A 25,498-nucleotide genomic window follows, 5' to 3' on the forward strand; every position below is an offset into this window, starting at 1 on the left:
ATAATCTGGCGCCCATGACCAGCGACTTCTCGAAGGCCTTCTCACGTCACCTGCGCGACATCATGAGTGAGCGGGACGTGCGGCAGGTGCCTCTCGCCGAGCGCCTCGAGCGCTCGCAGGGCTTCGTCTCCGAGCGCACGAGCGGGCGACGACCCGTCGACACCGACATCATCGCGGCTGTCGCTGAGATGGCCGGCATGGGAGCGCGCGAGCTGGTCGAGGAGATCTCGGCTCGGATGCGCGACGCTCGCCGGCACGGCGCAACCGTCCATGCGTTGCCGAGTCGAGGCGTGTTGAGCGAGACGGACGCACCAGACGCGGCTACGGTCCAGTACAAGGCGGTGGCGAACGAGGACCAGTCCCTCGAGGAAGAGGGCATCGCCCAGCTGGACTAGCGCGGGAGGACGGGATGCAGGATCTGATCGACTACGCGATCGGCCGTGGCTGGGGTGTGAAGTACCGCGACCTCGGGCGACGGAACGGTGAGTACTCCCGCGGGCTCATCACGATCAACGATCGCCGTCGTACCGGCTTCACGATCCGCATGACGATGGCGCACGAGATCGGGCACGCCCATCACGACCACGCCTGGACCGACGACCCGGTCCTGAGTGCCCGGCAGGAGCGCGAGGCCGACATGTTCGCGGCGCAGATCCTGATCTCGCTCGAGGAGTACGCGCGTGCCGAGCGCATCGTCGGAGCCCACCCTGGAGCAATCGCGAAAGAGCTCGCGGTCACGGAGAACTACGTGATGCTGTGGCGCGAGAACTACGTCCAGCCGCGTGCTCGGCTGCGCCACCTGCGCGCCGTGTAGCCGCCACCAGCGCAGCCGCTGCAGCTGCCAGGAGACCGCGATGACGCCGCGGTCCAGGTCGATCGCGTCGCGTGCCAGACTGAGCCGTCCGCGCTGCCCGGGGCCGGCGAGGAGAACGGCGACCAGGGGGAGAAGTGCTCTCTGACCTGGGGTCGTGCTCCAGCGTCAGCCCTACACCGAGAAGTACTTCGCCTCTGCGTGGTGGAACACGAATGCGTCCGTCGACTGCTCCGGGTGCAGCTGCAGCTCGTCCGAGAGCACCACACCCGCCCGCTCGGGCTTCAGCAGCTCGACGACCTTGCGGCGGTCCTCCATGTCGGGGCATGCCGGGTACCCCAGCGAGAACCTCGCCCCGCGGTACTTCAGGTCGAACATCCCTTGGACGTCGTCGGGCTCCTCGCTCGCGAACCCCAGCTCGGAGCGCACGCGGGAGTGCCACATCTCGGCGAGCGCCTCGGTGAGCTGCACGGACAGGCCGTGCAGCTCCATGTACTCGCGGTACTTGTTGGCCGAGAACAGCTTGGCCGTGTGCACGTCGACGGTGTCGCCCATGGTCACGAGCTGGACGGGCAGGACGTCGAAGCGCCCGGTCTCCTCGACCCACGAGCGCGGCTTGACGAAGTCCGCGAGGCACAGGTGACGGTCGCGCCGTTGCCGGGGGAACGTGAAGCGCAACCGCTCGGTCCCCACCGGACCGCCCGAGCCGCCGTCGGGCCCGTCGTGGTGCCCGACGACCACGTCGTTGCCCTCGGACCAGACCGGGAAGTAGCCGTAGATCACCGACGGGTCGACGATCCCTTCGGTCCGGACCTGCTCGAGCCACGCGTTGAGGCGCGGGCGGCCCTCGGTCTCGACGAGCTCCTCGTACGACGCCCCGGCCGCGCCTTCCGCACCGGACGAGCGCCCCGGCTTGAGCCCCCACTGACCCATGAACGTCGCGCGCTCGTCGAGGAACGCCGCGTAGTCGGCGAGCTGGATGCCCTTGACGATGCGCGTCCCCCAGAAGGGCGGGGTGGGGACCAGGTTGTCGGCCGCGACGTCGGAGCGGGCGGGCAGGTCCTCCTCGGGCGTCTGCGTCACGGTCACGGTCGCGTGCCGGCGCTTCTTGAGGGCAGGGAGCCCGACGGCGTCGCGCGCCTCTCCCCGCGCCACGCGGACGAGCGGCTCCATGAGTCGCAGGCCCTCGAACGCGTCACGCGCGTAGCGGACCTCGCCCTGGTAGACGTCGGCGAGGTCGTCCTCGACGTACGTGCGCGTCAGGGCCGCGCCGCCCAGCAGGACGGGCCAGCGCTGCGCGTACCCGCGGGCGTTGAGCTCCTCGAGGTTCTCCTTCATGACGACGGTCGACTTCACGAGCAGCCCGCTCATGCCGATCACGTCGGCGTCGTGGGCCTCGGCGGCCTCGATCATCGCGGCGATGGGCTGCTTGATACCGATGTTGACCACGGTGTAGCCGTTGTTGGTCAGGATGATGTCGACCAGGTTCTTGCCGATGTCGTGCACGTCGCCGCGCACGGTGCCGATCACGATGGTGCCCTTGGACCGGCCGCTCGCGTCCTCGGACTTCTCCATGTGCGGCTCCAGGTAGGCCACGGCGGTCTTCATGGCCTCGGCCGACTGCAGCACGAACGGGAGCTGCATCTCGCCCTTGCCGAACAGCTCGCCCACGACCTTCATGCCCTCGAGCAGGTGGTCGTTGACGATGTCGAGGGCCTTCCAGCCCTCGTCGAGCGCGGCCTGGAGGTCGGCGTCGAGCCCCTTGAGCTCGCCGTCGACGATGCGTCGCTCGAGGCGCTCGCCGAGCGGCAGCGCGGCCATCTCGGCCGCGCGGGCGTCCTTGAGCGACGCCGAGTCGACGCCCGCGAACAGGTCGAGCAGCCGGGCCAGGGGGTCGACCGTCATGTTCCCCTCGGCGTCGAACTCGCGGCGGTCCCACACGAGGTCGAGCGCGGCCTGGCGCTGCTCGTCGGGGATCTTCGCGAGCGGCAGGATCTTGGCCGCGTGCACGATCGCGGAGTCGAGCCCGGCCTCGACGGCCTCGTGCAGGAACACCGAGTTGAGGACGACGCGCGCGGCGGGGTTGAGCCCGAACGACACGTTGGAGACGCCGAGCGTGGTGTGCACGCCCGGGTAGGTGGCCTTGAGCGCGCGGATGGCCTCGATGGTCTCGATCGCGTCGCGTCGCGTCTCCTCCTGCCCGGTCGCGATGGGGAAGGTCAGGGTGTCGACGACGATGTCCTCGATGCGCATGCCCCAGGTGCCTACGAGGTCGTCGATCAGGCGGCTCGCGATGGCCACCTTCGCGTCGGCCGTGCGGGCCTGGCCGTCCTCGTCGATCGTCAGGGCGATGACCGCGGCGCCGTGCTCCTTGACGAGCGGCATGATCCGCGCGTAGCGCGAGGTGGGGCCGTCGCCGTCCTCGAAGTTCACCGAGTTCACGACCGCGCGCCCGCCGATGAGCTCGAGACCCGCCTGGATCACGGGCGGCTCGGTCGAGTCGATCACGAGCGGCAGCGTCGAGGCGCTCGCGAGCCGTGAGACGACCGCGCGGGCGTCCGCGACGCCGTCACGCCCCACGTAGTCGATGCACACGTCCAGCAGGTGCGCACCGTCGCGCGTCTGGGCGCGCGCGATCGCGACGCACTCGTCCCAGTTCTCGGCGAGCATGGCCTCGCGGAACGCCTTGGACCCGTTGGCGTTGGTGCGCTCACCGATCGCGAGGAACGAGGCGTCCTGGTCGAAGTCGACGTGCGAGTACAGGCTCGCGACGCCGACCTCGCGCGCGGGGCTGCGCGGGGCCACGGGCCGGGCGCGGACGGCCTCGACGACCTGACGCAGGTGCTCGGGCGTGGTGCCGCAGCACCCGCCCACGAGGCCCAGGCCGAACTCGGTGACGAACTGGGCGTGGGCCGCGGCGAGCTCGCTCGGCGTGAGCGGGTAGGAGGCGCCGTTCTTGCCCAGCACGGGCAGGCCCGCGTTGGGCATGCACGTCACGGGGATCTCGGCGTGCTTGGACAGGTGGCGAAGGTGCTCGCTCATCTCGGCGGGCCCCGTGGCGCAGTTCAGGCCGATCGCGTCCACGCCGAGCGACTGGAGCGTGGTCAGCGCTGCGCCGATCTCCGAACCCATGAGCATGGTGCCCGTGGTCTCGACCGTGACCTGCACGATGACCGGCACCGAGCGCCCCTCCGCGGCCATCGCGGCGCGCGAGCCGTTGACCGCGGCCTTGGCCTGGAGCAGGTCCTGGCTGGTCTCGACGAGGATCGCGTCCACCCCGCCCTCGAGCAGGCCGGCCGCCTGCTCGGCGAACGTGTCGCGCAGGTTCGCGTACGTCGTGTGTCCCAGGCTCGGCAGCTTGGTCCCGGGGCCCATCGAGCCCAGCACCCAGCGTGGCTGCTCGGGGGTCGAGAACGCGTCCGCGCGCTCGCGTGCGATGCGCGCCCCGGCCGCGGCGAGCTCGCGGATGCGGTCCTCGATGTCGTAGTCCGACAGGTTGGACCAGTTGGCGCCGAACGTGTTGGTCTCGACGCAGTCGACGCCGACCTCGAGGTAGGCGTCGTGGACGGCGGCGATGATGTCGGGTCGCGAGACGTTGAGGATCTCGTTGCAGCCCTCGAGCTGCTGGTAGTCCTCGAGGCTCGGGTCCTGCTCCTGGATCATGGTCCCCATGGCGCCGTCGGCGACGACCACGCGGGTGCGCAGGGCCTCGGCGAAGGCGGCGGATCGGGCGTTGGCGACGTCGTGGGGCATGAGGCGAACTGTAACGCCGGGCCGCACGCCGTCACCTGGGTGTCCGGAAAACAGGATGCTGCACGCGACGCTGCGACCTAGCGTGGTGCGCATGAGCACCGAACCGTCCTCCCCGCCGGCCCTCGCCCCGATCGCCGAGCGCGTGGCCGCGCCCGCCCACCTGCCGCTCCCCGAGGTCGACGGCCTGGTCTGGCGCTCCCTGACGCTCGCGGACGCACCGGCTCTCTTCGCGCTGACGGCGGCCGTCGAGGAGCACGACCGGCATCCGTTCCGCACCTCGCTCGAGGAGACCGAGGAGATGTTCGAGGGGGAGTGGCGCGACCTCGCCCGCGACACCCTGGTGGGCCTGGACGTCGACGGCGAGCCGCGCGCCTACGCGTCGGTCGACACCCGCCCCGGCGACGCGAGCGTCGTCCGCGCGTTCGTCCAGGGCGCGGTCCACCCGCGGTGGCGGGGACGCGGCGTCGGGCGTCAGGTCCTGGCCTGGTCGACGGGGCGTGCGCGTCAGCTCCTCGCGGCCTCGGGCAAGGAGCTGCCCGCGCGCATCGCGGGCTACGTCCAGGACGGCGACGCGCCCGAGTGCCGCCTGTTCGAGGCCGCGGGCTACACGGCCAACCGCTACTACTCGACCCTGCGTCGAGACCTGTCGCTGCCCGTCCCCGAGGTCGCGCTGGGCGACGGCCTGCGGGTCGTCCCGTGGTCTCCCGAGCTCGACGAGGCCACGCGCCTGGCCCACAACGACGCGTTCCGCGACCACTGGGGCAGCGAGCCCGCGACGCCCGAGTCCTGGGTGCACGGGCGCAGCATGTTCGCGCCCGAGTGGAGCGTGCTCGTCGTCGACGACGCTGCGCCCGACGGCGTCGCTCCCCGCGCGAGCACCGGCGGTGGCCCCGTCGTGGCCGGGTATCTCCTGTCGGGCCGGTACGAGCAGGACTGGCCCGTCGCGGGGTACTCGAGCGGGTACACCGAGACCCTCGGGGTCCGCCGGGAGTACCGCGGGCGCAGGATCGCGCTCGCGCTCCTCAGCGCGGGCATGACCGCCTACCAGGCCGGCGGGGTCGAGTTCGCCGAGCTCGACGTCGACACCGAGAACCCGTCCGGGGCTCACGGGCTCTACGCGAGCCTCGGTTACGAGAAGAAAGACGGCTCCCGGATGTACTCGATCGAGCTCTGAGGCCCTACCGTGTCCCCAGGTCAGCGCGGCAACGGTGCCGCGCGCCAGGGCGCCCGTGACCCGGGTCGCCCTTCCTGGAAAGGAACGACGTGGTCTCCTCGACTCCTCGTGTCTCGCACGCACCCACCTCGCGCCGAGCGGTCTCGATCGTGACCGTGCTGCGGCGCCGCCCCGTGGCGGCGCTCGCGGCCGGTGCCTTCCTGCTGCTTTCCGCGGTGCACCTGGTCGCCCACCTGGCCGGACAGGAGCAGGTCGCCAACGTGACCCAGTGGTTCGTCATGCCGCTCCTGGCGCTCGTCGTCTGGACCGCCACGGGAGCGCCTCGGGGCACGGCCGCCGCACCGGCCGCAGGGCCGCGCGGGCGGTCCCGCCTCGTGCGGTGGACGCTCGTCGCGCTCGGGTTCTCGTGGCTCGGTGACTCCGCGCCCGACCTGTCGAGCGGCGACGCCTCGTTCCTGACCATGGTCGGGTTCTTCCTGCTCGCGCAGGTCGCGTACGTCGCGGCCTTCTGGCCGTCGCGCGGTTCGAGCGTGCTGCGTCGCCCGGTCCTGCTCGTCCCCTACGCGCTCGCCCTCGTCGCGCTCGTGGTCCTGTGCGCCCCGCACGCGGGCGCGCTGCTGGTCCCGGTCATGGTCTACGGCCTCTGCCTGGCGCTCATGGCGGTGCTGTCGACCGGGGTGAACCGGGTCGCGGGCATCGGCGGGGCGATCTTCCTGGTCTCCGACGCGCTCATCGCCCTGGGGGCGTTCGTCCCGGGCTTCGAGGTGCCGGGGCCGCTGTCCTCGGGGTTCTTGGTCATGGTCACCTACCTCGCGGGCCAGGCGCTGCTGGCGGTCGGGATCCTGCGCCGCGACGCGGCCGAGGCAGGGGAGTCCTAGGCGGCCTGGCCGTGCCGGCCGCGTGAGACGGCCGAGGGGCCGACCGGAGACACCGGTCGACCCCTCGGCCGTCCGCCGCGTGGAGCGGCGGGGTCGTGCTGTGCTCAGCCGACGCCGATCGCGGTGATCGGCACGTCGAGCGGGGCGCCCGAGCCGTCGCGTCGCTGGTCGACGGGCGGGAGGTCGACCGGCTGCCCGGCCGAGCCGACGGCCCGCCCGGGGCCACGGCCCACCCACGCGAAGATGAGCGAGTCCTCGCCCTTGAGGAAGCGCTGGGCCCGGACGCCGCCCGTCGCGCGTCCCTTGCCCGGGTACAGCTCGTAGGGCGTGACCTTCCCGGCGCCTGCCTGCGTGCCCGGCAGTGCGTCGGCCGACCCCGCGATGGTCACGACGGTCATGAGGTCGCGGCTGTCGGCCTCGACCACGCCGAAGAACGTGACGCGCTGGTCCGGGCCGAGCTTGATGCCCGCCATGCCGGCCGCGCTGCGCCCCTGGGGGCGTACCGCCGAGGCGTCGAAGTGCAGCAGGTTCGCGTCGGAGCTGACGAACACGAGCTCGTCCTGGTCGGTGACCGGGGCCGCGCCGACCACGCTGTCGCCCTCCTTGAGGGAGATGACCTCCCAGGCGTCGCGGTTGGTCGGCATGTCGCCCGCGAGGACGCGCTTGACCACGCCGCCTGCGGTGCCGAGCGCGAGGGTGGGCGCGTCGGGGTCGAGCGAGACGATGGTCAACGGTGCCTCGCCCGGCTCGAGGCTCACGATCTCGCTCAGCGGCACGCCGCCGGACAGGCTCGGGGCGCCGTCGGTCGGGGGCAGGGTCGGCAGGTCCAGCACCGAGAGACGCACGATCCGTCCGCGGCTCGTGACGAGCCCGACGTCGCTGCGCACGCTCGCGAGGACCGTGCCGCGCAGCGCGTCGTGCGAGTGGCGGCGCCCGCCCGTCCCGGGCTCGGTCGCGTCGCTCGTGCGGGCCAGGAGCCCGGTCGCGGACATGAGCGCCCAGCAGGGGGTGTCCTCGACCTCGAGCGGCACGGCCGAGACGGTCCCGAGCACGCCCTGGGCCGAGGTGGGTGATGCGCCTGCCGACTCGAGCAGGATGGTGCGGCGAGGCGTGCCGTAGGTCTTGGCGACCTCCTTCATCTCCGCGGAGACGACCGCGCGCAGCTTGGCGTCGTCGCCGAGGATCTCCTCGAGCTGGGCGATCTCGAGGCGCAGGGCCTCCTGCTCCTTCTCGAGCTCGAGGCGGGAGAACTTGGTCAGGCGGCGCAGGCGCAGCTCGAGGATGTACTCGGCCTGGGGCTCGGAGAGGTCGAAGACCTCGCGCAGGCGGGTGCGGGCCGTGTCCGCGTCGTCGCTCGTGCGGATGACCTGGATGACCTCGTCGATGTCGACGATCGCGAGCAGCAGGCCCTCGACCAGGTGCAGTCGTTCCTTGCGCTTGGCGAGGCGGTAGGAGCTGCGACGGCGCACGACGTCGATGCGGTGGTCGACCCACACCTGGAGCAGCTCACGCAGCCCCAGCGTGCGGGGCTGGCCCTCGACGAGAGCCACGTTGTTGATGCCGAACGAGTCCTCGAGCGGCGTGACCTTGTAGAGCTGCTCGAGCACGGCCTCCGGGTTGAAGCCGGTCTTGATCTCCACGACCAGGCGCAGACCGTGCGCGCGGTCGGTCAGGTCGGTCGCGTTGGTGATGCCCACGAGCTTCTTCGACTTCACGCCCTCGGCGATCTTCTCGATGACCTTCTCGGGGCCGACGAGGTAGGGCAGCTCGGTGAAGACGATGCCCTTGCGCTTGGCCGTGATGTTCTCGACGCGCGCCGTGGCCCGGGTGCGGAACGAGCCGCGACCCGTGCGGTAGGCGTCGCGGATGCCGTCGAGGCCGACGATCTTGCCGCCTCCGGGCAGGTCCGGGCCAGGGATGAAGCGCATGAGCGCCTCGAGGTCCGCGGTGGGGTGCTTGATGAGGTGCTGGGCCGCGGCGACGACCTCGACCAGGTTGTGGGGCGCCATGTTGGTCGCCATGCCGACCGCGATGCCCGCGGCTCCGTTGACCAGGAGGTTGGGGATGGCCGAGGGCAGGACCTCGGGCTGGGTCAGCTTGTTGTCGTAGTTCGGGATGAAGTCGACGACGTCCTCGTCGAGCCCGACGGTCATGGCCATGGCCGAGGTCGCGAGGCGGGCCTCGGTGTACCGGGGAGCGGCGGGGCCGTCGTCGAGCGACCCGAAGTTGCCGTGCCCGTCGACGAGGGGCAGGCGCAGCGAGAACGGCTGGGCCAGGCGGACCAGCGCGTCGTAGATCGCGGTGTCTCCGTGCGGGTGGAGCTTGCCCATGACCTCGCCGACGACTCGCGCCGACTTGACGTGGCCGCGGTCCGGGCGCAGGCCCATGTCGGACATCTGGAACAGGATGCGGCGCTGGACGGGCTTGAGCCCGTCGCGCGCGTCCGGCAGGGCGCGGGCGTAGATGACCGAGTACGCGTACTCGAGGAAGGACCCCTCCATCTCCGTCGTGACGTCGATGTCGATGATCTTCTCGTGGACCTCGCTCGGGTCGAGCGGGGCTTTCGAGGCGGACGGTCTGCGCGCCATGGGTCGTCGGGCTCCTGCGGGTCGGTGGATCGGGGACAGCGGTCGTCGCGTGGCGAAGGCTCGGGTGCGGCGGGCACGGCGGGCACGGTTGCGGCCTGGTGGTCCAGGACGCGCAGCACCAGCGAACGATACTGCGGGGCACCGACACCCGGGCCCCATTCTCCCGCGAACCGGGCGTGCCGCTGACCAGCGGTGCCACGACCCACGTAGCCTAGGGCGGGTGAGCGGACACGACGTCCCGGCGGAGCCCGACGCGGGGCCCCACGACGCCGGCCAGGGGGAGTACCCGGTCGAGTGGGAGGCGGACGTGGTGCTGCGCGACGGCAGCACGACGCACGTGCGCCCCATCCGCCCGTCCGACGCCCCGGCCCTCCAGCGCTTCCACATGGGGCAGTCCGAGCGCTCGACCTACCTGCGCTTCTTCGCGAACATCGAGCGGCTCTCGGACCGTGACCTCGCGCGCTTCACGGTCGTCGACCACGACGAGCGCGTGGCCCTGGTCGCGGTCAAGCGCGTGGGAGAGGACGCGCGCGAGGACATCATCGGCGTCGCGCGCTTCGACAAGGTGACGCCGCACGAGGCCGAGGTCGCCTTCAACATCGCCGATGCCGAGCAGGGGCGCGGACTGGGCTCGGTGCTGCTCGAGCACCTCGCGGTCGCGGCGAGGGAGCGCGGGGTGCGGCGGTTCAGCGCCGAGGTGCTGCCGCAGAACGGCAAGATGCTCGCGGTCTTCCAGGAGGCCGGGTACGCCACGAGCCAGCACGTCGACGACGGGATCGTCGCCGTCAGCGTCGACCTCGACCCGACCGAGCGCTCGCGGGCGGTCATGGCGGACCGCGAGCACCGCGCCGAGGCGCGGTCGATGCACGGCCTGCTCACGGCGCGTCGCGTCCTGCTCGTCGGGCCGGGTCCGACGGCGGAGCCCGGCACCGCGAGCCGTCTCATGGCAGAGCGCGTGCTCGCGAACGCGTCGACGGACCCGGGCGACGGCACGTTCGACGTCGTGGGGGTCGCTCCTCCGGCGGGCTTCGGCGACCTCGCCGCAGAGCCCGCGGAGGGAGGAGCCGAGGGGAGGGCAGAGGGCGACACCGCACCGGCCCCCTCGGCCGTCCGGTTCTTCGGGCGGATCGCGGACGTCCCCGGGCCCGTGGACCTCGCCCTGCTCGCGCTGCCCCCGCGCGAGGCGATCGCGGCCACGGCCGAGCTCGAGCGCCTGGGCGTGCGCGCCGTCGTCGTGCTCTCGGCGGGGTACGCCGAGACCGGGCCCGAGGGCCTGGCCCTGCGGCGCGAGCTGCTGCGCACCGCGCACGCCGCCGGGATGCGCGTGGTCGGCCCCGCGACGTACGGGCTCTTCACGACCCACGTCGAGCACCGGCTCAACGCGAGCCTGGCCGAGGCGCTGCCGCCCGCCGGGAGCATCGGGATCTTCTGCCAGTCGGCGCCCACCGCGGTCACGCTCCTGGCGACCGCGCTGCGGCGCGGGATCGGGGTCTCGTCGTTCGTGTCGGCAGGGCACCGGGCCGACGTCTCGGGCAACGACCTCATGCAGTTCTGGCAGGACGACCCCGAGACCTCGGTCGTGTGCCTGTACCTCGAGTCGATCGGCAACCCGCGCAAGTTCTCCCGCATCGCGCGCAGGCTCGCGTCGGTCAAGCCCGTCGTGGTCGTGACCGCGGGGCGCTCGGGGCAGGTCGTGCCGCCCGGGCACGCGGTGCGCTCGACCCGTGCCCCTCGCCGCACGCTCGACGAGATGCTGCGCCAGTCGGGCGTGATCCACGCCGAGAACACCCACCACCTGGTCGACATCGCCCAGCTCCTGGCGTACCAGCCGCTGCCGGGCGGTCGGCGCATCGGGCTCCTCACGTCGTCGGCCGCGCTCACCGCGCTCGTCGCGGAGGCGGTGGGGTCGGCCGGGCTCGTGGTCTCGGACCGGTCGGGCTTCGTGGCCGAGGACGCCGACGACGCCGAGGTCGAGGCCGCGGTCGAGGCGATCTTCGCCCCCGACGCGTGCGACGTCGTCGTCGCGGTGCACGTACCCACGGTGCGACCGCGCGGGGAGGCGTTCTCGCGGGCCGTCGCGCGCGCGGCCGCAGCGAGCGGTCGCACCACGGTCGCGAGCGTCCTGGGCATGCACGGGCTCGCCGAGGAGCTCTCGGCCCCCGACCCGGCGAACCCCGACGGCCCGCCGGTGCACGTGCCCGCCTACTCGACGCCCGAGGACGCGGTCGCCGCGGTCGAGGCCGTGGTCGGGTACGCCCGCTGGCGCGAGGCCGACCACGGGACGGTCGAGCGGCCGACGGGCGTCGACTCCGACGGGGCGCGCGCCCTGGTCGAGGCGGCGCTCGTCGGGGACACCGTGGTGGACCTCGACGCCCAGGACGTCGCGCGCCTGCTCGCGGCCTACGGGATCGAGCTCTGGCCCTCGCGCCGCGTCCGCACGGCCGACGAGGCCGTCGCGGCGGCCCAGGACATCGGCTGGCCCGTGGCGCTCAAGAGCACCGCGGAGTCGCTGCGGCACCGCGCGGACCTGGGGGGAGTGCGCCTCGACATCGGCGACGAGGACGAGCTGCGCGACGACGTGGAGCAGATGCGCCAGACGCTCGCGGCCGTGCTGCCGGGAGCTTGCAGCACCGGGACCGGTGACGACGAGCAGGGGGACTCGGACGGCCCTGCACCCTTCGAGGTCCAGCGCATGGCCGACGCGGGCGTCGCGTGCGTCGTGCGCTCGACCGAGGACCAGCTCTTCGGCCCGGTCGTCTCGTTCGGCCTCGCGGGCGACGCGGTCGACCTCCTGGGCGACGTCAGCTACGGCGTGCCGCCCCTCACGGACGTCGACGTCGCGACCATGGTCCGCTCGATCCGCGCCGCGCCCCGCCTGTTCGGGTACATGGGCGCGCCCGTCGCGGACACCGCGGCCCTCGAGGACCTGCTGGCCCGCGTGTCGCTCATGGCCGACGAGCTGCCCGAGCTGCGCAGCGTCGAGATCTACCCGGTCGTGGTCGCCGAGCGCGGCGCGGCGGTGCTGGGCGCCCGCGTCCAGGTCGCTGGGGCCCAGCGCGCCGACACCCTGCGCCGAGCCCTGCCGGGCTGAGGCGTCCACAGGCCCCCGCGGGGCCGAGGCGCCCACAGCCCGGGGGCGGACTGGCCCCGCCGCGTCGAGCGGTGGGAGAATGCGCGGGTGCCATCTGCTGAATCTGCCTCCCGGACCGACCTGACCTCCCAGCTGCGCCGTGCGGGCTACTACCCCGAGCTGGTCCAGGACGTCCTCGACGTCGCGATCGCCGGCGAGGAGCTCGTGTCCCACCTGGTGTACGTCGAGACGACGTTCGACACCGAGGTCCGTCGCCACCTGACCGTCCTGGTCCTGACCCCGACGCGCCTCATCACGGCCCACGTCGACGACCACCCCGCGGACAGCGAGAACCCCTCGGCCTCCGCAGCCGCGACCACCGAGTCCGTGCCGATCACCGAGCTGCGCTCGGTCTCGCTCACGCACGTCGTCCTCGACCCCGAGAAGCACCGCAGCGGCACCCCCCCCATCGAGGTCACGCTCGCGATCGGCTGGGGCGCCGTCTCGCGCGTCGACCTCGAGCCCGCCCAGTGCCCCGACCCGGGCTGCGAGGCCGACCACGGCCTGACGGGCCAGATCACTCCCGACGACATCGTGGTGCGCGTGAGCGCCGAGGCGGAGGGCCGCGACGCCGTCCGCAACGCGCTCGCGTTCGCGCGCGAGCTCTCGACGGCCACGGCCCGCCGCGACGCAGGCCGGGCGAGCCGGTGACGGTCCTGCCCGAGGTCCTGCCCGACGGCCTGCTCGCCCCCCGCTACGACGGGCTCGCGCTCAGCTCGGTCCTGCCCGCGGCCGCGGGCGCGCTCGGGGTCGACCTGACGACCGCCACGGGGACCCGCTCGACCCAGGCGCGCACCGACCTCGCGCTACCCGCCGCTGACCGTGTGTGCGTCGTCCTGGTCGACGGGCTCGGCCACACCAACCTCACCGAGCGCGCGGGGCACGCCCCGTTCCTGCGCTCGCTCCTCGCGTCCTCGCGCGTGCTCACCTCGAGCTTCCCCAGCACGACCGCCGCGGCGATCGGGACCTTCGGCACGGGGACCTCGCCCGGGCGGACGGGCATGCTGGGGTACACCCAGCGCAACGCCGCCACGGGGCGTCTGGCCAACATGGTCTCGTGGGAGGGAGCGGCCCCGCCCCAGGAGCTCCAGCAGGAGCCGCCCGTCCTCGAGCAGGTCGCGGCCACAGGCCGCGAGGTCCTGTCGGTGGGCCCCGCGCGCTTCGCGGGCTCGGGCATGACCGTGGCCGCCCTGCGCGGCGCGCGCTACGTCGCGGCCGAGTCCATCGCGGACCGCGTCGACACGGTCTCCTGGGAGCTCACGGCCCCCGGCCTGGTGTACCTGTACTGGGGAGACGTCGACAAGGCGGGCCATCACCACGGCTGGCGCTCGCGGCAGTGGGGCGACGCGCTCTCCGACCTCGACCGCGAGCTCGGACGCCTGGCCCGGTCGCTGCCCCACGGCACGCTGCTGCTCGTCACGGCCGACCACGGGATGGTCGACGTCGACCGCTCGCAACGCTGGGACGTCGCCAGGACGCCCGCGCTCGGCCGCGGGGTCGCGCTCGTGGGCGGCGAGCCGCGCGCCGTGCACGTCTACACGCACGCGGACCAGGCAGCGGCCGTGGCCGGGCGCTGGTCCGAGGTCCTCGGGGACGCGGCCCTCGTCGCGCTGCGCGAGGACGCGGTCGCCGCGGGGTGGTTCGGACCCGTCGCGGAGCACGTGCTGCCCACGATCGGCGACGTCGTGGTCGCGATGCGCGGCCGCGCCACGGTCGTGGACTCGCGGACCCAGACGCCGGCCTCGATGCAGCTCGTCGGGGTCCACGGCTCCCTCACGCGCACCGAGATGCAGGTCCCGCTGCTCGTCACGACCACCTGAGCACGACGCCTCCGCCCGGGCGTCGCGAGCACCCGGTCACCTCCTCCTGGGGACCTGTTCCCCCGCACCGAAAGGTCCACGACCGTGGCTGAGCTCGTCTTCTTCTCCGGGACGATGGACTGCGGCAAGTCCACCCTCGCCCTCCAGCTCGACCACAACCACACCGCGCGGGGTCGTTGCGGACTGATCTTCTCGCGCAACGACCGTGCCGGGACCGACCGACTGTCCTCGCGCCTGGGACTCGAGGTCGCCGCGCACGAGGTCCGCGACGACACCGACTTCTGGACCTTCGTGGTCGACGAGCGCATGCGCGGCACCACGGTCGACTACCTGATCTGCGACGAGGCCCAGTTCTACTCGACGACCCAGGTCGAGCAGCTGGCCCGCCTGGTCGACGAGGTCGAGATCGACGTCTACGCGTTCGGCATCACGGCCGACTTCCGCACGCACCTCTTCCCGGGCTCGGCGCGGCTCATCGAGCTCGCCGACCGCGTCGAGGTGCTCCAGGTGCAGTCGCTGTGCTGGTGCGGGGCGCGTGCGACGCACAACGCGCGCACGATCGACGGCTGGATGGTCGTCGAGGGGGCCCAGGTCGTGGTCGGCAACACGGGCGAGAGCGCGAGCGAGGTCGCGTACGAGGTCCTGTGCCGTCGGCACCACATGCGTCGCATGACCTCGGCGTCCGCGCGGCTGCGCTCGACGACCGCGGACGGGCTCGCGCTCGACCTGCCGGGGGCCGCGGGGTAGGAGCACGGCCCAGGTCCCCACGCGCCGCCGGGCGCCCCGGAGGGCACGCCCGGCGGAGAGCGCCGTCGACCCGTGCGGGGGAGAGCCGGTCAGTGCTCGGGCTTGGCGCCGAACACGATCTCGTCCCACGAGGGGACGCTGGCCCGCGTCTTGCGCGGGCGACGCGGTTCGCCCGTTCGCGGTGCGGGGCGTTCGCCGTGCTCACCGGTCGCGTCGGGTTCGTCGCGCTCGCTCCGCAGGGTCCCGACGACGTCGCGTCCTCCGTGCGCGGGCGCGCCCGGACGGGAGGTGCTCGCCTCGGCGGCCCCGTCCCGGCCCGGGTCAGCGTCGGCCGCGCCACGGTCGTCGTCGGTCTCGTGGGGCCCGCGGTGGCCCGTGCCCGCAGGGTGCCCCGTGCCCCGGTGCGACGACGACGCGTCGGCCGCTCCGTCGTCGGGCGCCGGACGCTGCTCCTTGCGGCTCGCCTTGCTCAGCGAGAAGACCTTGGCCCCCGCGGGCTCATCGTCCTCCGGTGCCTCGTCCCGGCGCCCCGAGCGCTCGCCGAGGTCGAACGTCTGCGGAGGCCCGAACCCCTCGAACGGGGCCGAGGGCTCGTCGCGGTGCTGGCGGACGCCGCGACGCTGGCTGAGGTCGTCGAGCATCGACGAGGTCGAGTCGGTCTCCTCGTGCAGCGGGGACGGCGCGTCGTCGTGGTCCGCCGGTTCCGCGGGCGACGAGGCGGACGGTGCCGACCGGGCTGTCGACGGCGACGGGCCTGCCGAAGCCTGCCCGCCCCGGGCCGAGTGGTCGAACAGCGCGCCGCGGACCCCGCGGACGGGCTCCTCGGCGACGTCGGTGCCCGACAACCAGCGAGCCTCGTCCTCGAGCGCGTGCAGCGTGCGGTTCTGGGGGTCGTACGACCAGCGCGCGCTGCGCGCACGGTCACCGATGAGGAAGAGCGCCGTGACGGTCCACGGGCCCGCGTGCGTGCGCGCGGCGGACCACTCGACGTCGTCCTCGGCGACGCCCCGTGCCGTGAGGCGCTCGGAGACCACCTCGCCCAGCGTGGGGGAGTCGTCGTCGTGGCCCGCGCGGTTCTTGAGCACCTGACCCACGACGTACTCCTGCTCGGCGAGCACGGGGCCCTCGAAGCGGTGGACCTGCTCGATCGGGATGCCGGCCTTCTCGGCCACCTCGCGGGCACTGAGCCCTGCGCGCAACTGTGCCTGGATCTCGCGCACGGGCAGCACGTCGGGGGACTGCGAGCGCAGGTGTTCGAGCTGGGCGCGGTCGCGGCGCATGGCGGCGCGCAACGCGTCGTCGACGGGCAGGGTGAAGCGCGCACCGTCCGGTCCGGCGAGGACGAGATGCTCCCCGTCCTCGTGCACCCTCACCAGCTCAAGCTCACTCATGAATCCTCCAACGACGTCGCAGACCGGCTCGTCGCCGGTGGGCCTGCACTCCCGAGAGTGCCACCCCGGCGCGCCGGGACGGCGCAGGCGGCTCGGTGTGCCGCCCGGTGAGGTCTGCTGGGATGATTCTCCCCGTGATCGAGTTCCCCCTGGACGACGTCCTCGAACTGGGCGCGGTGTTCTGCGCCGCGCTGTCCGGAGGGCTGGCCGCGATCCGCAAGTCCTTCGACATCTTCGGGGTCCTGGTGCTCGCCTGGGCGACCGGGCTGGGCGGCGGGATGCTGCGCGACGTGCTCATCGGCGCCATACCCCCCGTCGGGATCTCGAGCTGGAGGCTCGTGGTCGCGGCGCTCGCGGCCGGCGTCGTCATCTACTTCTTCCACCCACGCCTCGAACGCATGCGCCGCGGCATCATCGTGCTCGACGCCGGTGCGCTCGCGCTCTTCGTCGTGGTCGGGACGACCAAGGGCCTCGACTACGGCGTCGGGATGATGGCCGCGGTCATCGTGGGGACGCTCACGGGGATCGGGGGCGGGATCCTGCGCGACCTGCTGAGCAGCGAGGCGCCGCTCATCCTCCAGGACCGCCAGCTCTACGCGGTCCCCGCGATCGTCGGGGCCGCGATCACGGCCGTGCTGTGGCACGAGGGGTGGCTCACGCTCTGGAGCCAGCTCGCGACGATCGCCCTGGTGTTCGGCTTCCGGCTGGTCTCGCTCCGGCTCCGGTGGACCGTCCCGGGGCCGTGGTCGGGTCGTCGCGGGGGTGCGGGGTCGGGCAGGATGTGAGCCGTGACCTTCTTCATCGATGACCCCCGCCTGCCCGACGACGTCACGATCGCCGCTCTGCGCGCGCTCGCCGAGAGCATGGCCAGGGAGGCGGGAGCGCTCGTGCGCGAGGGCCGCCCCGAGCACGTCGAGGTGGCCGCGACCAAGTCGAGCGCGGTCGACGTCGTGACGGCCATGGACGCCGAGTCCGAGGCCCTGCTGCGCCGGATCATCGCGCGGGAGCGGCCCGACGACGCCATCCTCGGCGAGGAGGAGGGGGCCTCCGAGGGGACGTCGGGCCTCACCTGGGTCATCGACCCGATCGACGGCACCGTCAACTACCTCTACTCGGTGGCCTCGTACGCGATCTCGGTCGCGGTCGTCGTGGGCCCCCCGGACCCCGCGCAGTGGACCGTGCTCGCTGGGGCGGTGCACTCGATCGTCGACGGCCGGACCTGGACGGCGGGGCTCGGGGCGGGCGCGACGCTCGACGGCGAGCCCGTACGCGTCAACCCGGCGGGACCGCTCGCGACCTCGTTGGTCGGCACCGGGTTCGCGTACGACGCCGAGCGGCGCCGTCACCAGGCCGAGGTCCTGACGACGGTCCTGCCGCAGGTCCGCGACATCCGCCGGCTCGGGTCCGCGGCGATCGACCTGTGCCTGGTCGCGACCGGGAGCCTCGACCTGTACTACGAGCGCGGGCTGAACCCGTGGGACCTCGCGGCCGGGGCCCTCGTGGCCCAGGAGGCCGGAGCGCTCGTGACCGGCCTGCGGGGACGCCCGGCCGGAGCGGACATGACGGTCGCCGGACCGCCCGCCGCGGTCGACGCGCTGGTCGCGATCCTCGAGTCGGCGGGAGCCGATTCGGGGGTCTGATCCTCGGGCCGCCGCAGGGGTGACGAGGAACACCCCGCGCTGAGGGTGCGCTCGCGCGGTATTTGGTGCAGAATCCGGGGGCCACCGGGAACAATTCCGGGTGGCGGAGCATTACACCGCGTACACCAGTCAGGACGTCTCGCGAAGCGTCCTACGGAGTGCCAGTTCGACGGCCTTCGCCGGACCGAACGACCCCCATGTTCGACCACGACGTTCCGGAGTGTGACCCCACAGATGGCAACTGACTACGACGCCCCCCGCAAGAGCGAAGAGGATCTCAGCGAGGACTCGATCCAAGAGCTGCAGGCTCGTCGCTCCGACAAGAGCTCGGGCGTTGTGGACGAGGACGAGACCGAAGCAGCCGAAGGGTTCGAGCTCCCGGGCGCGGACCTGTCCGGCGAAGAGTTCTCGGTCCGTGTGCTTCCTCGGCAGGCTGACGAGTTCACCTGTTCGAGCTGCTTCCTCGTGCACCACCGCAGCCAGCTCGCGTACGAGAAGAACGGGCAGCAGATCTGCTCGGAGTGCGCGGCCTGAGCGCCGAACCCTCTCACGACGAACGGCCGTCACCCCTCGGGGTGGCGGCCGTTCGCGCGTGCAGGGGGCCCCGGCGGGGGGCGCCCCGGGGGCCGGTGGCTCAGGCCGACGCGGACCGCGCCGAGGCCGTGATCGCGGCGGCGAGCGCGGGGGCGTGGCGCGTGGAGACGAGCCAGTACGGCGTCGGGTCCGCCGGGTCGTCGACCTCGACACGGACGCCCGTGCGGGCCCAGGCCCGCAGGCACACGTACGCGCGCGCGTCGAGCCCCGGACCGAGCTCGTGCGTCATCGCCTCGCGGTCCAGGACCGTGACGTCGCGCAGCAGCGAGGTGGGGATGACGGCTCGTCCGGCCCGCAGGTGGGGCGTGCCGTCGGTGCCCGGCGCCACCGCGACCACGGGCGACGTCCACCAGAGCAGGCCCACGAGGACCACCAGGGCGATGCCCGCGGTGGCGTAGGACAGGACCTCGTCCACGGGCCACAGGGCGATGCCCAGGATGACGGCGAAGGCGAGGGCGGCGGACCAGCCGCCGGGTCCGGGCAGGAGGCGTTCGCGGTAGGCGGCGTCAGGCTGAGGCATGGGTTCATCATCCCAGGTCCGCGAGGTGCCCCGTGGCGATGTTCGCCGCCCCGCCCGTCGAGCACTAGGCTCTGCGGGTGCCCATCGAAGAACCTGCGCCCTCGCGCGTGCCCGTGCCCTCGTCCGCCCGCCCGGGCGACGTCGAGGTGCTCGTCCAGCTGCTCGACGACGTCGCGGCGGTCCCGTCGTACGCCCACCCGGGAGATGCCGGGGCGGACCTCGTGACGACCGTGGACGTGGTGATCGCGCCGCAGGGCCGGGCGACCGTGCCCACGGGGCTCGCGATCGCGCTCCCGGACGGGTATGCGGCGTTCGTGCACCCGCGCTCGGGCCTCGCGGCTCGGCACGGCCTGACGATCGTCAACGCGCCCGGGACCGTCGACGCGGGGTACCGCGGCGAGATCAAGGTGATCCTGCACAACACCGACGCGTCGGAGCCGGTCGTCCTGCACCGCGGCGACCGCATCGCGCAGCTCGTGATCCAGAAGGTCGAGCACGCGCGCTTCCTCCTGGCGGAGAGGCTGCCCGGGTCGCACCGGGGCGAGGGCGGGTTCGGCTCGAGCGGCGGGTGGGCCACCGGGCAGTGAGCCCGGGTGCCCGCCGTGTTCGCTCGTGGCCGAGGGCGGTCACGGGAGCGGCGCGGCGGTCTAGTGTGGTGGGGACGGGGATCGGTGCACGCCGTCCCGTACGAGTCGCTGTCGATGGTCGACGCGGCGAAGAGCTGAAGGAGAGCTTCCGTGGGTTTGTTCCGGCGTAGTGCGTCGCAGCAGTCGAGCGACGAGGCGGTCGTCGCCGAGGGCTCCGAGTCCGTGGAGGCTCCGGCGGGTGCGGACGAGAGCTCGGCACCCGTGGCCCCGGCCGCGGGCACCCGTGGCCCGTTCGACTCCTCCCAGGTCAGCGAGCTCGGTGCCCGTGCGGACCTCGGAGCCATCTGGCTCCCGGGCGTCCCGGGCATGGAGCTGCGCATGGAGGTCGACAAGAAGACCCAGAAGATCACGGGGGCCGCCGCGGCGGTCAACGGCTCGGCGCTGCAGGTCCAGGCATTCGCCGCCCCCAAGACCATGGGCATCTGGGACGAGATCCGCGAGGAGATCGCCGAGTCCGTGACCCAGCAGGGCGGGACGGTCGACGACATCCCCGGTCCGTTCGGTCGCGAGCTGCTCGCGAAGCTCCCGGTCACGGGACCGGACGGCCAGCGCGGCTTCCGTGCTGCCCGGTTCGTGGGCGTCGACGGTCCGCGCTGGTTCCTGCGCGGGGTCCTCACGGGCAAGGCCGCCGTGGACCCGGAGGCGGCACGCCTGCTCGAGTCGGTCTTCGCCAACATCGTCGTGGTCCGCGACAACAACGCCCGGCCGCCGCGCGACCTGCTGGCCATGCACCTGCCCGGTCAGGCGCCGCGTCCCGCGGCCGCCGCCCCCGACGGCGCGGCCCCGTCGCTCCCGGCCTTCGACCCGCTCACGCGCGGGCCCGAGATCACCGAGAGGCGCTGACCCGAGATGTCGCTGCGTCAGGCGCTGCACGCGGTGCTGGCCTCCCAGGAGGAGATCGCCGCGGACGAGGAACGTCACGAGGCGTCCCGGCAGACGGGGTGCTCGGCGGTCGCGGACCTCGCGAACCGCAAGCGGGCCCACGTCTCGGGGGTCCTGCGCTCGGTGATCCTGCGGCCCCGTGAGGGTGTGCCGACGGTCGAGGCCGAGCTGTACGACGGCTCGGGCTCGCTCGACCTGGTCTGGCTCGGTCGTCGGCGCATCGCCGGGATCGAGCCGGGACGTCGCGTCCGTGTCGAGGGCCTGGTCTGCGAGATCGCGGGCCGGCGCACCATGTTCAACCCCCGCTACGAGCTGCGCCCTCGCGCCGGCGAGTGAGCCCGTGACCCACCCCGCAGGCGAGAGAGACGACATGACGCACGAGCACCCTGCCGCCCCCGAGCCGCTCGCCCGGGAGGTGGAAGAGGTCGCGGACGCGATCGACGACGTCGTGCCCCCGGACGAGGGCGCCGCCCGGGGTGTGCGCGCCCTGACGGGGGACTCGTTCTCGCTCGCCGACTCGATCGGCGGGGTGCGCGGGCTCGTGGAGTCCATGGCCCCGGGGCTCGTGTTCGTGGTCGTGTTCATCGTCACGGGCAACACGCTCCAGCCCGCGCTCATCGCGTCGGTCGCGGTGGCGCTCGTGGCCGTGGCGGCGCGGCTGGTCCAGCGCACGCCCATCACGCAGGCCTTCGGAGGGTTCCTGGGGGTCGCGATCGGCGTCCTGTGGGCCTGGAAGTCGGGCGAGGCCCAGAACTACTACGCCGCAGGACTGCTGACGAACGCGGCGTACCTGGTCGCGATGGCGGTCTCGGTGCTGGTGCGCTGGCCCGTGGTCGGGCTCGTCGTCGAGGCGCTGCGCAGCGGGTGGACGGACGGGGACAAGGTCAAGGCCGCGGTCGCGTCGAGCGACGAGCCCGACGCCGGAGCGACCTCCGCAGCACCCGTCGCGGCGGGCGAGGCGCAGGTCCCGCGCGAGGGCGACGAGCCCGCCCCGGGGGCCTTCACGGCGTGGGCCCGTCGCTGGCGCGGGGACGCGGATCTCATGCGTCGCTACGCGCTCGCGACGTGGCTCTGGGTCGGCATGTTCGCGCTGCGGCTTGCCGTGCAGGTCCCGCTGTTCATGGCGGGCGAGGACGCGGTCGCCTGGCTCGGCACGGCCCGGCTCGTCATGGGCATCCCGTTGTGGGCGCTGACGCTCTGGGTGACCTGGCTGCTGGTCCGTCGCCCGCGGGTCGCGGACGAGGGGCCTGCTGCCCCTGCGTCGGCCTGAGCCGAGCTGCTGCAGCGCCTCGCGAGCCGGTCCGCGCACCTGGCCCGAGTCGACCCACGCCCGGGCGGACCGGGGCGCGGGTCGGCGACCCGTGGTCAGACGGGCAGGCCCGTGGTCTCGTCGACGATGCCGGTGCTGCCGTCGTCGGTCGGGTCGACCAGCACCTTGAGGAGCGCAGCCTCGTCGACGTCCCGACCCGTCACGATGAGCAGCTCGTCGCCCACCTCGAGGGTGTCGTCGATGCTCGGCGTGATCGGCTGGGTCCCGCGCACGATCGCCGCGAGGACCGTGTCCTGGGGCCACGCGACCTGACCGACCCGGGTGCCGATGAGCGGTGAGTCCGGGGGCAGCGTGAGCTCGAGGATGTCCGCGCCCGACTGGTGGAACGTGAAGATCCGCACCAGGTCGCCGACCGCGACGGCCTCCTCGACCATCGAGGTCATGATGCGCGGGGTCGACACGGCGACGTCCACGCCCCACGACTCGTCGAACATCCACTCGTTCTTGGGGTTGTTGACGCGGGCGACCGTGCGCGGCACGCCGAACTCGGTCTTGGCGAGCAGCGACACGACGAGGTTGACCTTGTCGTCTCCCGTGGCGGCGACGATCACGTCGCACTCGTCGACCTTGGCCTCCGACAGGGTCGAGAGCTCGCACGCGTCCGCGAGGAGCCAGTCCGCGTCGGCCACCTGCGCGACCCGCATCGCCGCGGGCTGCTTGTCGATGATGGTGACCTCGTGGTCATGGCTGAGCAGCTCGCGGGCGATCGAGCGCCCGACAGAGCCTGCTCCGACGACGACGACGCGCATCAGTTCTCCTTGAGTGAGGGGGCGTGCGTGAGGACGCGCTCGACCGTGGGGGCGTCCGCGCTGCGCATGAGGACGTGCAGCACGTCGTTCTCCTGCAGGACGGTGCTGGGGGTCGCCAGGACCCCCTCGCCGAACCGGCCGAGGAACGCGACCCGCGCGCTGGTCGCCGACTCGATGGTCCCGACCGCGTGACCGACCCAGCCCGGGTGGAAGTCGGTCTGCGCGAGGCGGACCTGGCCCGAGGGGTCGCGGTACTCGTCGGTCGCGCCGAGCGGGAGCATGCGGCGCAGGACCTGGTCCGAGGTCCAGCGGACGGTCGCGACCGTCGGGATCCCGAGGCGCTGGTAGATCTCCGCACGGTGAGGGTCGTAGATGCGGGCCACGACGTTGTCGACGCCGTACGTCTCGCGCACCACGCGCGCGGCGAGGATGTTCGAGTTGTCGCCGTCGGAGACCGCGGCGAACGCGTAGGCGTCCTCGATGCCCGCCTGGACGAGCGTGTCCCGGTCGAACCCGAGGCCCGTGACCTTCTTGCCGGAGAACTCCGCGGACAGCCGTCGGAAGGCGTCGGGGTTCTGGTCGACCACGGCCACCGAGTGGCCGCGGTTCTCGAGAGACTGGGCGAGGGTGGCGCCGACACGGCCACATCCCATGATCACGAAGTGCACGAGCGAAACGCTACCGCGACGGCGTCACGTCCACGTACAGGAGCCGGGCGACGAGACCGGTCGGGCCGTGGAGGGGTCAAGGGCCCCCAGAGGGCCTAGCATGGGCCAACGTGTCGGATATCGCTGATGCCGCCAAACGATTGCTGCTCGGACGTCCCGTCCGCAGCGACGACCTGGGGCACACCCTGCTACCGAAGCGCATCGCGCTCCCGGTCTTCGCCTCGGACGCGCTCTCGTCCGTCGCGTACGCCCCGGACGAGATCCTGCTGACCCTCTCGATCGCCGGCCTCGCGGCCACGACCATCTCCCCGTGGGTGGGGCTGGCGGTCGTCGTCGTCCTGCTGACCGTGGTGGCGTCGTACCGCCAGAACGTGCACGCCTACCCCTCGGGCGGCGGGGACTACGAGGTCGCCACCGTCAACCTGGGGCCGACCGCGGGCGTCGGCGTGGCGTCGGCGCTCATGGTCGACTACGTCCTGACGGTGGCCGTCTCGATCTCCTCGGGTGCGCAGTACGCCGCGGCTGCGCTGCCGTTCCTGCGGGGCCACGAGGCGGCGTTCGCGATCACCCTGGTCGTGCTGCTGACCCTGGTCAACCTGCGCGGGGTCAAGGAGTCGGGCTCGTTCTTCGCGATCCCCGTGTACCTGTTCATGTTCGCGATCGGGATGACGGCCGTCGTCGGGTTCGTCCGGTACGCCACGGGCACCCTGCCCATGGCCGAGAGCTCGACCTACGAGCTCGTCGCGGAGAGCCATTTCGACCAGGGGCTGACCGGGCTCGCGGGAGCGTTCCTCGTGGCGCGCGCCTTCGCGTCGGGCTGTGCCGCCCTCACGGGTGTCGAGGCGATCAGCAACGGCGTGCCGGCGTTCAAGAAGCCCAAGTCGCGCAACGCGGCCACGACGCTCGCCCTGCTCGGGTCGATCTCGGCCTTCATGATCATGGCGATCCTCTTCCTGGCCCAGAAGACCGGCGTGCACTTCGCCGAGAACCCGACCGAGCAGCTCACGATCAACGGTCAGCCCGTGCCCGACGACTTCGTGCAGGACCCGGTCATCGGTCAGCTCGCCCAGGCGGTGTTCCAGGGTGTCCCGATCGCGTTCTACCTCGTGGCCGCCGTCACGGGCCTCATCCTGGTCTTCGCGGCCAACACCGCGTTCAACGGCTTCCCGGTCCTGGCCTCGATCCTGGCCAAGGACGGATACCTGCCGCGCCAGCTCCACACGCGCGGCGACCGCCTCGCGTTCTCGAACGGCATCGTGACCCTCGCGGTCGCGGCGATCGCCCTCATCTGGGCGTTCGACGCCCAGGTCACGCGACTGATCCAGCTCTACATCGTGGGCGTGTTCGTGTCCTTCACGCTGTCTCAGCTCGGGATGATCAAGCACTGGACCCGCGAGCTGCGCACCACCCCGGACCCGCGGTTCCGGACCAAGATGAAGCGCTCGCGCGTCGTCAACACGATCGGGTTCGGCATGACCGGGACCGTCCTGGTCATCGTGCTGCTCACCAAGTTCACGCACGGGGCCTGGATCGCCATCCTCGCGATGGCCTTCGTGTTCGTGCTCATGCGGGCGATCCGCAAGCACTACGACTCGGTGCGCGACGAGCTCACCCTGGGTGAGGACCCCGCGGCCGCGCGCGCGCTGCCGAGCCGGGTCCATGCGCTCGTCCTGGTCTCCAAGCTGCACAAGCCCACCATGCGGGCCCTGGCCTACGCCCGCGCCTCGCGGCCCTCGGTGCTCGAGGCCGTGACGGTGGGCGTCGACGCGGACGAGGTCGCCGAGTTCACCGCGGAGTGGGAGGCGCTCGACATCCCGGTCCCGCTGCGCGTCCTGGACTCGCCGTTCCGTGAGATCACCCGACCGATCCTGTCCTACGTGCGTTCGATCCACCGCGAGAGCCCGCGCGACCTGGTCGTGGTCTACATCCCCGAGTACGTCGTGGGGCACTGGTGGGAGCACCTCCTGCACAACCAGAGCGCGCTGCGCCTCAAGGGGCGGCTCCTGTTCACCCCGGGCGTGGTCGTGGCATCGGTGCCGTGGCAGCTCTCCTCGACCAAGGGGCAGACGGGCCTCGAGAAGGAGGGCTTCGCGGCGCAGAAGCGGATCAACCGCCGCTACTGAGCCGGACGTGTGCGGCCCCACGTGACGTCGGGCATCGGATCGGGGACGAAGTC

At 72.7% G+C, this 25,498-nt stretch carries 22 protein-coding genes; 16 read left to right on the forward strand and 6 right to left on the reverse strand.

Going from position 1 to position 25,498, the window contains the following annotated elements; genetic code table 11:
• The first annotated feature begins 14 nt into the window (after nt 1-14).
• Nucleotides 15-395 carry a hypothetical protein gene (locus OERS_RS04645; protein WP_068624811.1) on the forward strand — a complete coding sequence of 127 codons (381 nt, stop codon included), beginning with the start codon at nt 15-17 and terminating at the stop codon, nt 393-395.
• Nucleotides 396-409: 14 nt separating this feature from the next.
• Nucleotides 410-814: an ImmA/IrrE family metallo-endopeptidase gene (locus tag OERS_RS04650; protein ID WP_082848810.1), complete on the forward strand. Its 405-nt coding sequence runs from the start codon at nt 410-412 to the stop codon at nt 812-814.
• Nucleotides 815-985: 171 nt separating this feature from the next.
• On the opposite strand, the gene metH is transcribed toward OERS_RS04650, so the two are convergent.
• The gene (gene metH / locus OERS_RS04655; RefSeq protein ID WP_068624814.1) at nt 986-4,564 is read right to left on the reverse strand and encodes a methionine synthase; all 3,579 of its coding nucleotides are present in this window, start codon (nt 4,562-4,564) and stop codon (nt 986-988) included.
• A gap of 91 nt (nt 4,565-4,655) precedes the next feature.
• On the opposite strand from metH, the gene OERS_RS04660 reads away from it, so the two are divergent.
• Together OERS_RS04660 and OERS_RS04665 are read left to right on the forward strand one after the other, a co-directional pair.
• Nucleotides 4,656-5,738: a GNAT family N-acetyltransferase gene (locus tag OERS_RS04660; protein ID WP_068624892.1), complete on the forward strand. Its 1,083-nt coding sequence runs from the start codon at nt 4,656-4,658 to the stop codon at nt 5,736-5,738.
• A gap of 89 nt (nt 5,739-5,827) precedes the next feature.
• Nucleotides 5,828-6,616 (forward strand): lysoplasmalogenase, encoded by a 789-nt coding sequence (locus tag OERS_RS04665; RefSeq protein WP_248948345.1) that lies wholly within the window; start codon nt 5,828-5,830, stop codon nt 6,614-6,616.
• A 104-nt stretch (nt 6,617-6,720) separates the two neighbouring features.
• Here OERS_RS04665 and OERS_RS04670 read toward each other — a convergent pair whose 3' ends face one another.
• The gene (locus OERS_RS04670; protein ID WP_056650188.1) at nt 6,721-9,204 is read right to left on the reverse strand and encodes a DNA gyrase/topoisomerase IV subunit A; all 2,484 of its coding nucleotides are present in this window, start codon (nt 9,202-9,204) and stop codon (nt 6,721-6,723) included.
• Nucleotides 9,205-9,424: 220 nt separating this feature from the next.
• Here OERS_RS04670 and OERS_RS04675 point away from each other — a divergent pair, with 220 nt between their 5' ends.
• The 4 genes from OERS_RS04675 (at nt 9,425) to OERS_RS04690 (ending at nt 14,901) form a co-directional block, all read left to right on the forward strand.
• Nucleotides 9,425-12,295 (forward strand): bifunctional acetate--CoA ligase family protein/GNAT family N-acetyltransferase, encoded by a 2,871-nt coding sequence (locus OERS_RS04675; protein ID WP_068624816.1) that lies wholly within the window; start codon nt 9,425-9,427, stop codon nt 12,293-12,295.
• 87 nt (nt 12,296-12,382) lie between these two features.
• Nucleotides 12,383-12,985: a DUF5998 family protein gene (locus OERS_RS04680; RefSeq protein ID WP_056650182.1), complete on the forward strand. Its 603-nt coding sequence runs from the start codon at nt 12,383-12,385 to the stop codon at nt 12,983-12,985.
• The gene (locus OERS_RS04685) at nt 12,982-14,154 is read left to right on the forward strand and encodes an alkaline phosphatase family protein (RefSeq protein ID WP_068624818.1); all 1,173 of its coding nucleotides are present in this window, start codon (nt 12,982-12,984) and stop codon (nt 14,152-14,154) included. The genes OERS_RS04680 and OERS_RS04685 overlap by 4 nt, the downstream gene beginning before the upstream one ends.
• A gap of 84 nt (nt 14,155-14,238) precedes the next feature.
• Nucleotides 14,239-14,901, forward strand: a complete 663-nt coding sequence (locus tag OERS_RS04690; protein WP_068624820.1) for a thymidine kinase — start codon at nt 14,239-14,241, stop codon at nt 14,899-14,901.
• Nucleotides 14,902-14,990: 89 nt separating this feature from the next.
• On the opposite strand, the gene sepH is transcribed toward OERS_RS04690, so the two are convergent.
• Nucleotides 14,991-16,292, reverse strand: coding sequence for a septation protein SepH (gene sepH / locus OERS_RS04695; protein WP_068624822.1), 1,302 nt, complete (start codon nt 16,290-16,292; stop codon nt 14,991-14,993).
• Nucleotides 16,293-16,426: 134 nt separating this feature from the next.
• Here sepH and OERS_RS04700 point away from each other — a divergent pair, with 134 nt between their 5' ends.
• From OERS_RS04700 to OERS_RS04710, 3 genes are all read left to right on the forward strand, one after another.
• The gene (locus OERS_RS04700) at nt 16,427-17,077 is read left to right on the forward strand and encodes a trimeric intracellular cation channel family protein (RefSeq protein WP_322788279.1); all 651 of its coding nucleotides are present in this window, start codon (nt 16,427-16,429) and stop codon (nt 17,075-17,077) included.
• Between the two features lie 3 nt (nt 17,078-17,080).
• Entirely contained in the window at nt 17,081-17,932 is an 852-nt protein-coding gene (locus tag OERS_RS04705) for an inositol monophosphatase family protein (RefSeq protein ID WP_282956061.1), read from the forward strand.
• A gap of 234 nt (nt 17,933-18,166) precedes the next feature.
• The gene (locus OERS_RS04710; RefSeq protein ID WP_056650168.1) at nt 18,167-18,466 is read left to right on the forward strand and encodes a DUF4193 domain-containing protein; all 300 of its coding nucleotides are present in this window, start codon (nt 18,167-18,169) and stop codon (nt 18,464-18,466) included.
• 100 nt (nt 18,467-18,566) lie between these two features.
• Here OERS_RS04710 and OERS_RS04715 read toward each other — a convergent pair whose 3' ends face one another.
• A complete protein-coding gene (locus tag OERS_RS04715; RefSeq protein ID WP_068624826.1) occupies nt 18,567-19,046 on the reverse strand; it encodes a DUF3093 domain-containing protein in 480 nt (159 codons plus the stop codon).
• A gap of 83 nt (nt 19,047-19,129) precedes the next feature.
• On the opposite strand from OERS_RS04715, the gene dut reads away from it, so the two are divergent.
• From dut to OERS_RS04735, 4 genes are all read left to right on the forward strand, one after another.
• Complete coding sequence (dut, locus tag OERS_RS04720) at nt 19,130-19,633, forward strand: dUTP diphosphatase (protein ID WP_248948353.1); 504 nt, start codon at nt 19,130-19,132, stop codon at nt 19,631-19,633.
• Between the two features lie 150 nt (nt 19,634-19,783).
• Nucleotides 19,784-20,536 carry a DUF3710 domain-containing protein gene (locus tag OERS_RS04725; protein ID WP_068624829.1) on the forward strand — a complete coding sequence of 251 codons (753 nt, stop codon included), beginning with the start codon at nt 19,784-19,786 and terminating at the stop codon, nt 20,534-20,536.
• A gap of 6 nt (nt 20,537-20,542) precedes the next feature.
• The gene (locus OERS_RS04730; RefSeq protein WP_056763556.1) at nt 20,543-20,911 is read left to right on the forward strand and encodes an OB-fold nucleic acid binding domain-containing protein; all 369 of its coding nucleotides are present in this window, start codon (nt 20,543-20,545) and stop codon (nt 20,909-20,911) included.
• 34 nt (nt 20,912-20,945) lie between these two features.
• Complete coding sequence (locus tag OERS_RS04735) at nt 20,946-21,845, forward strand: DUF3159 domain-containing protein (protein ID WP_083201221.1); 900 nt, start codon at nt 20,946-20,948, stop codon at nt 21,843-21,845.
• Nucleotides 21,846-21,940: 95 nt separating this feature from the next.
• Here OERS_RS04735 and OERS_RS04740 read toward each other — a convergent pair whose 3' ends face one another.
• Both OERS_RS04740 and OERS_RS04745 read right to left on the reverse strand, forming a co-directional pair.
• Complete coding sequence (locus OERS_RS04740) at nt 21,941-22,654, reverse strand: potassium channel family protein (RefSeq protein WP_056650156.1); 714 nt, start codon at nt 22,652-22,654, stop codon at nt 21,941-21,943.
• Nucleotides 22,654-23,307, reverse strand: a complete 654-nt coding sequence (locus OERS_RS04745) for a potassium channel family protein (RefSeq protein WP_068624903.1) — start codon at nt 23,305-23,307, stop codon at nt 22,654-22,656. Before OERS_RS04745 ends, OERS_RS04740 begins: the two co-directional genes overlap by 1 nt.
• A gap of 125 nt (nt 23,308-23,432) precedes the next feature.
• On the opposite strand from OERS_RS04745, the gene OERS_RS04750 reads away from it, so the two are divergent.
• Nucleotides 23,433-25,445 carry an APC family permease gene (locus OERS_RS04750; protein WP_068624832.1) on the forward strand — a complete coding sequence of 671 codons (2,013 nt, stop codon included), beginning with the start codon at nt 23,433-23,435 and terminating at the stop codon, nt 25,443-25,445.
• The last annotated feature ends 53 nt before the right edge of the window (nt 25,446-25,498 follow it).

The organism is Oerskovia enterophila (assembly GCF_001692445.1).
Lineage (GTDB): Bacteria > Actinomycetota > Actinomycetes > Actinomycetales > Cellulomonadaceae > Oerskovia > Oerskovia enterophila.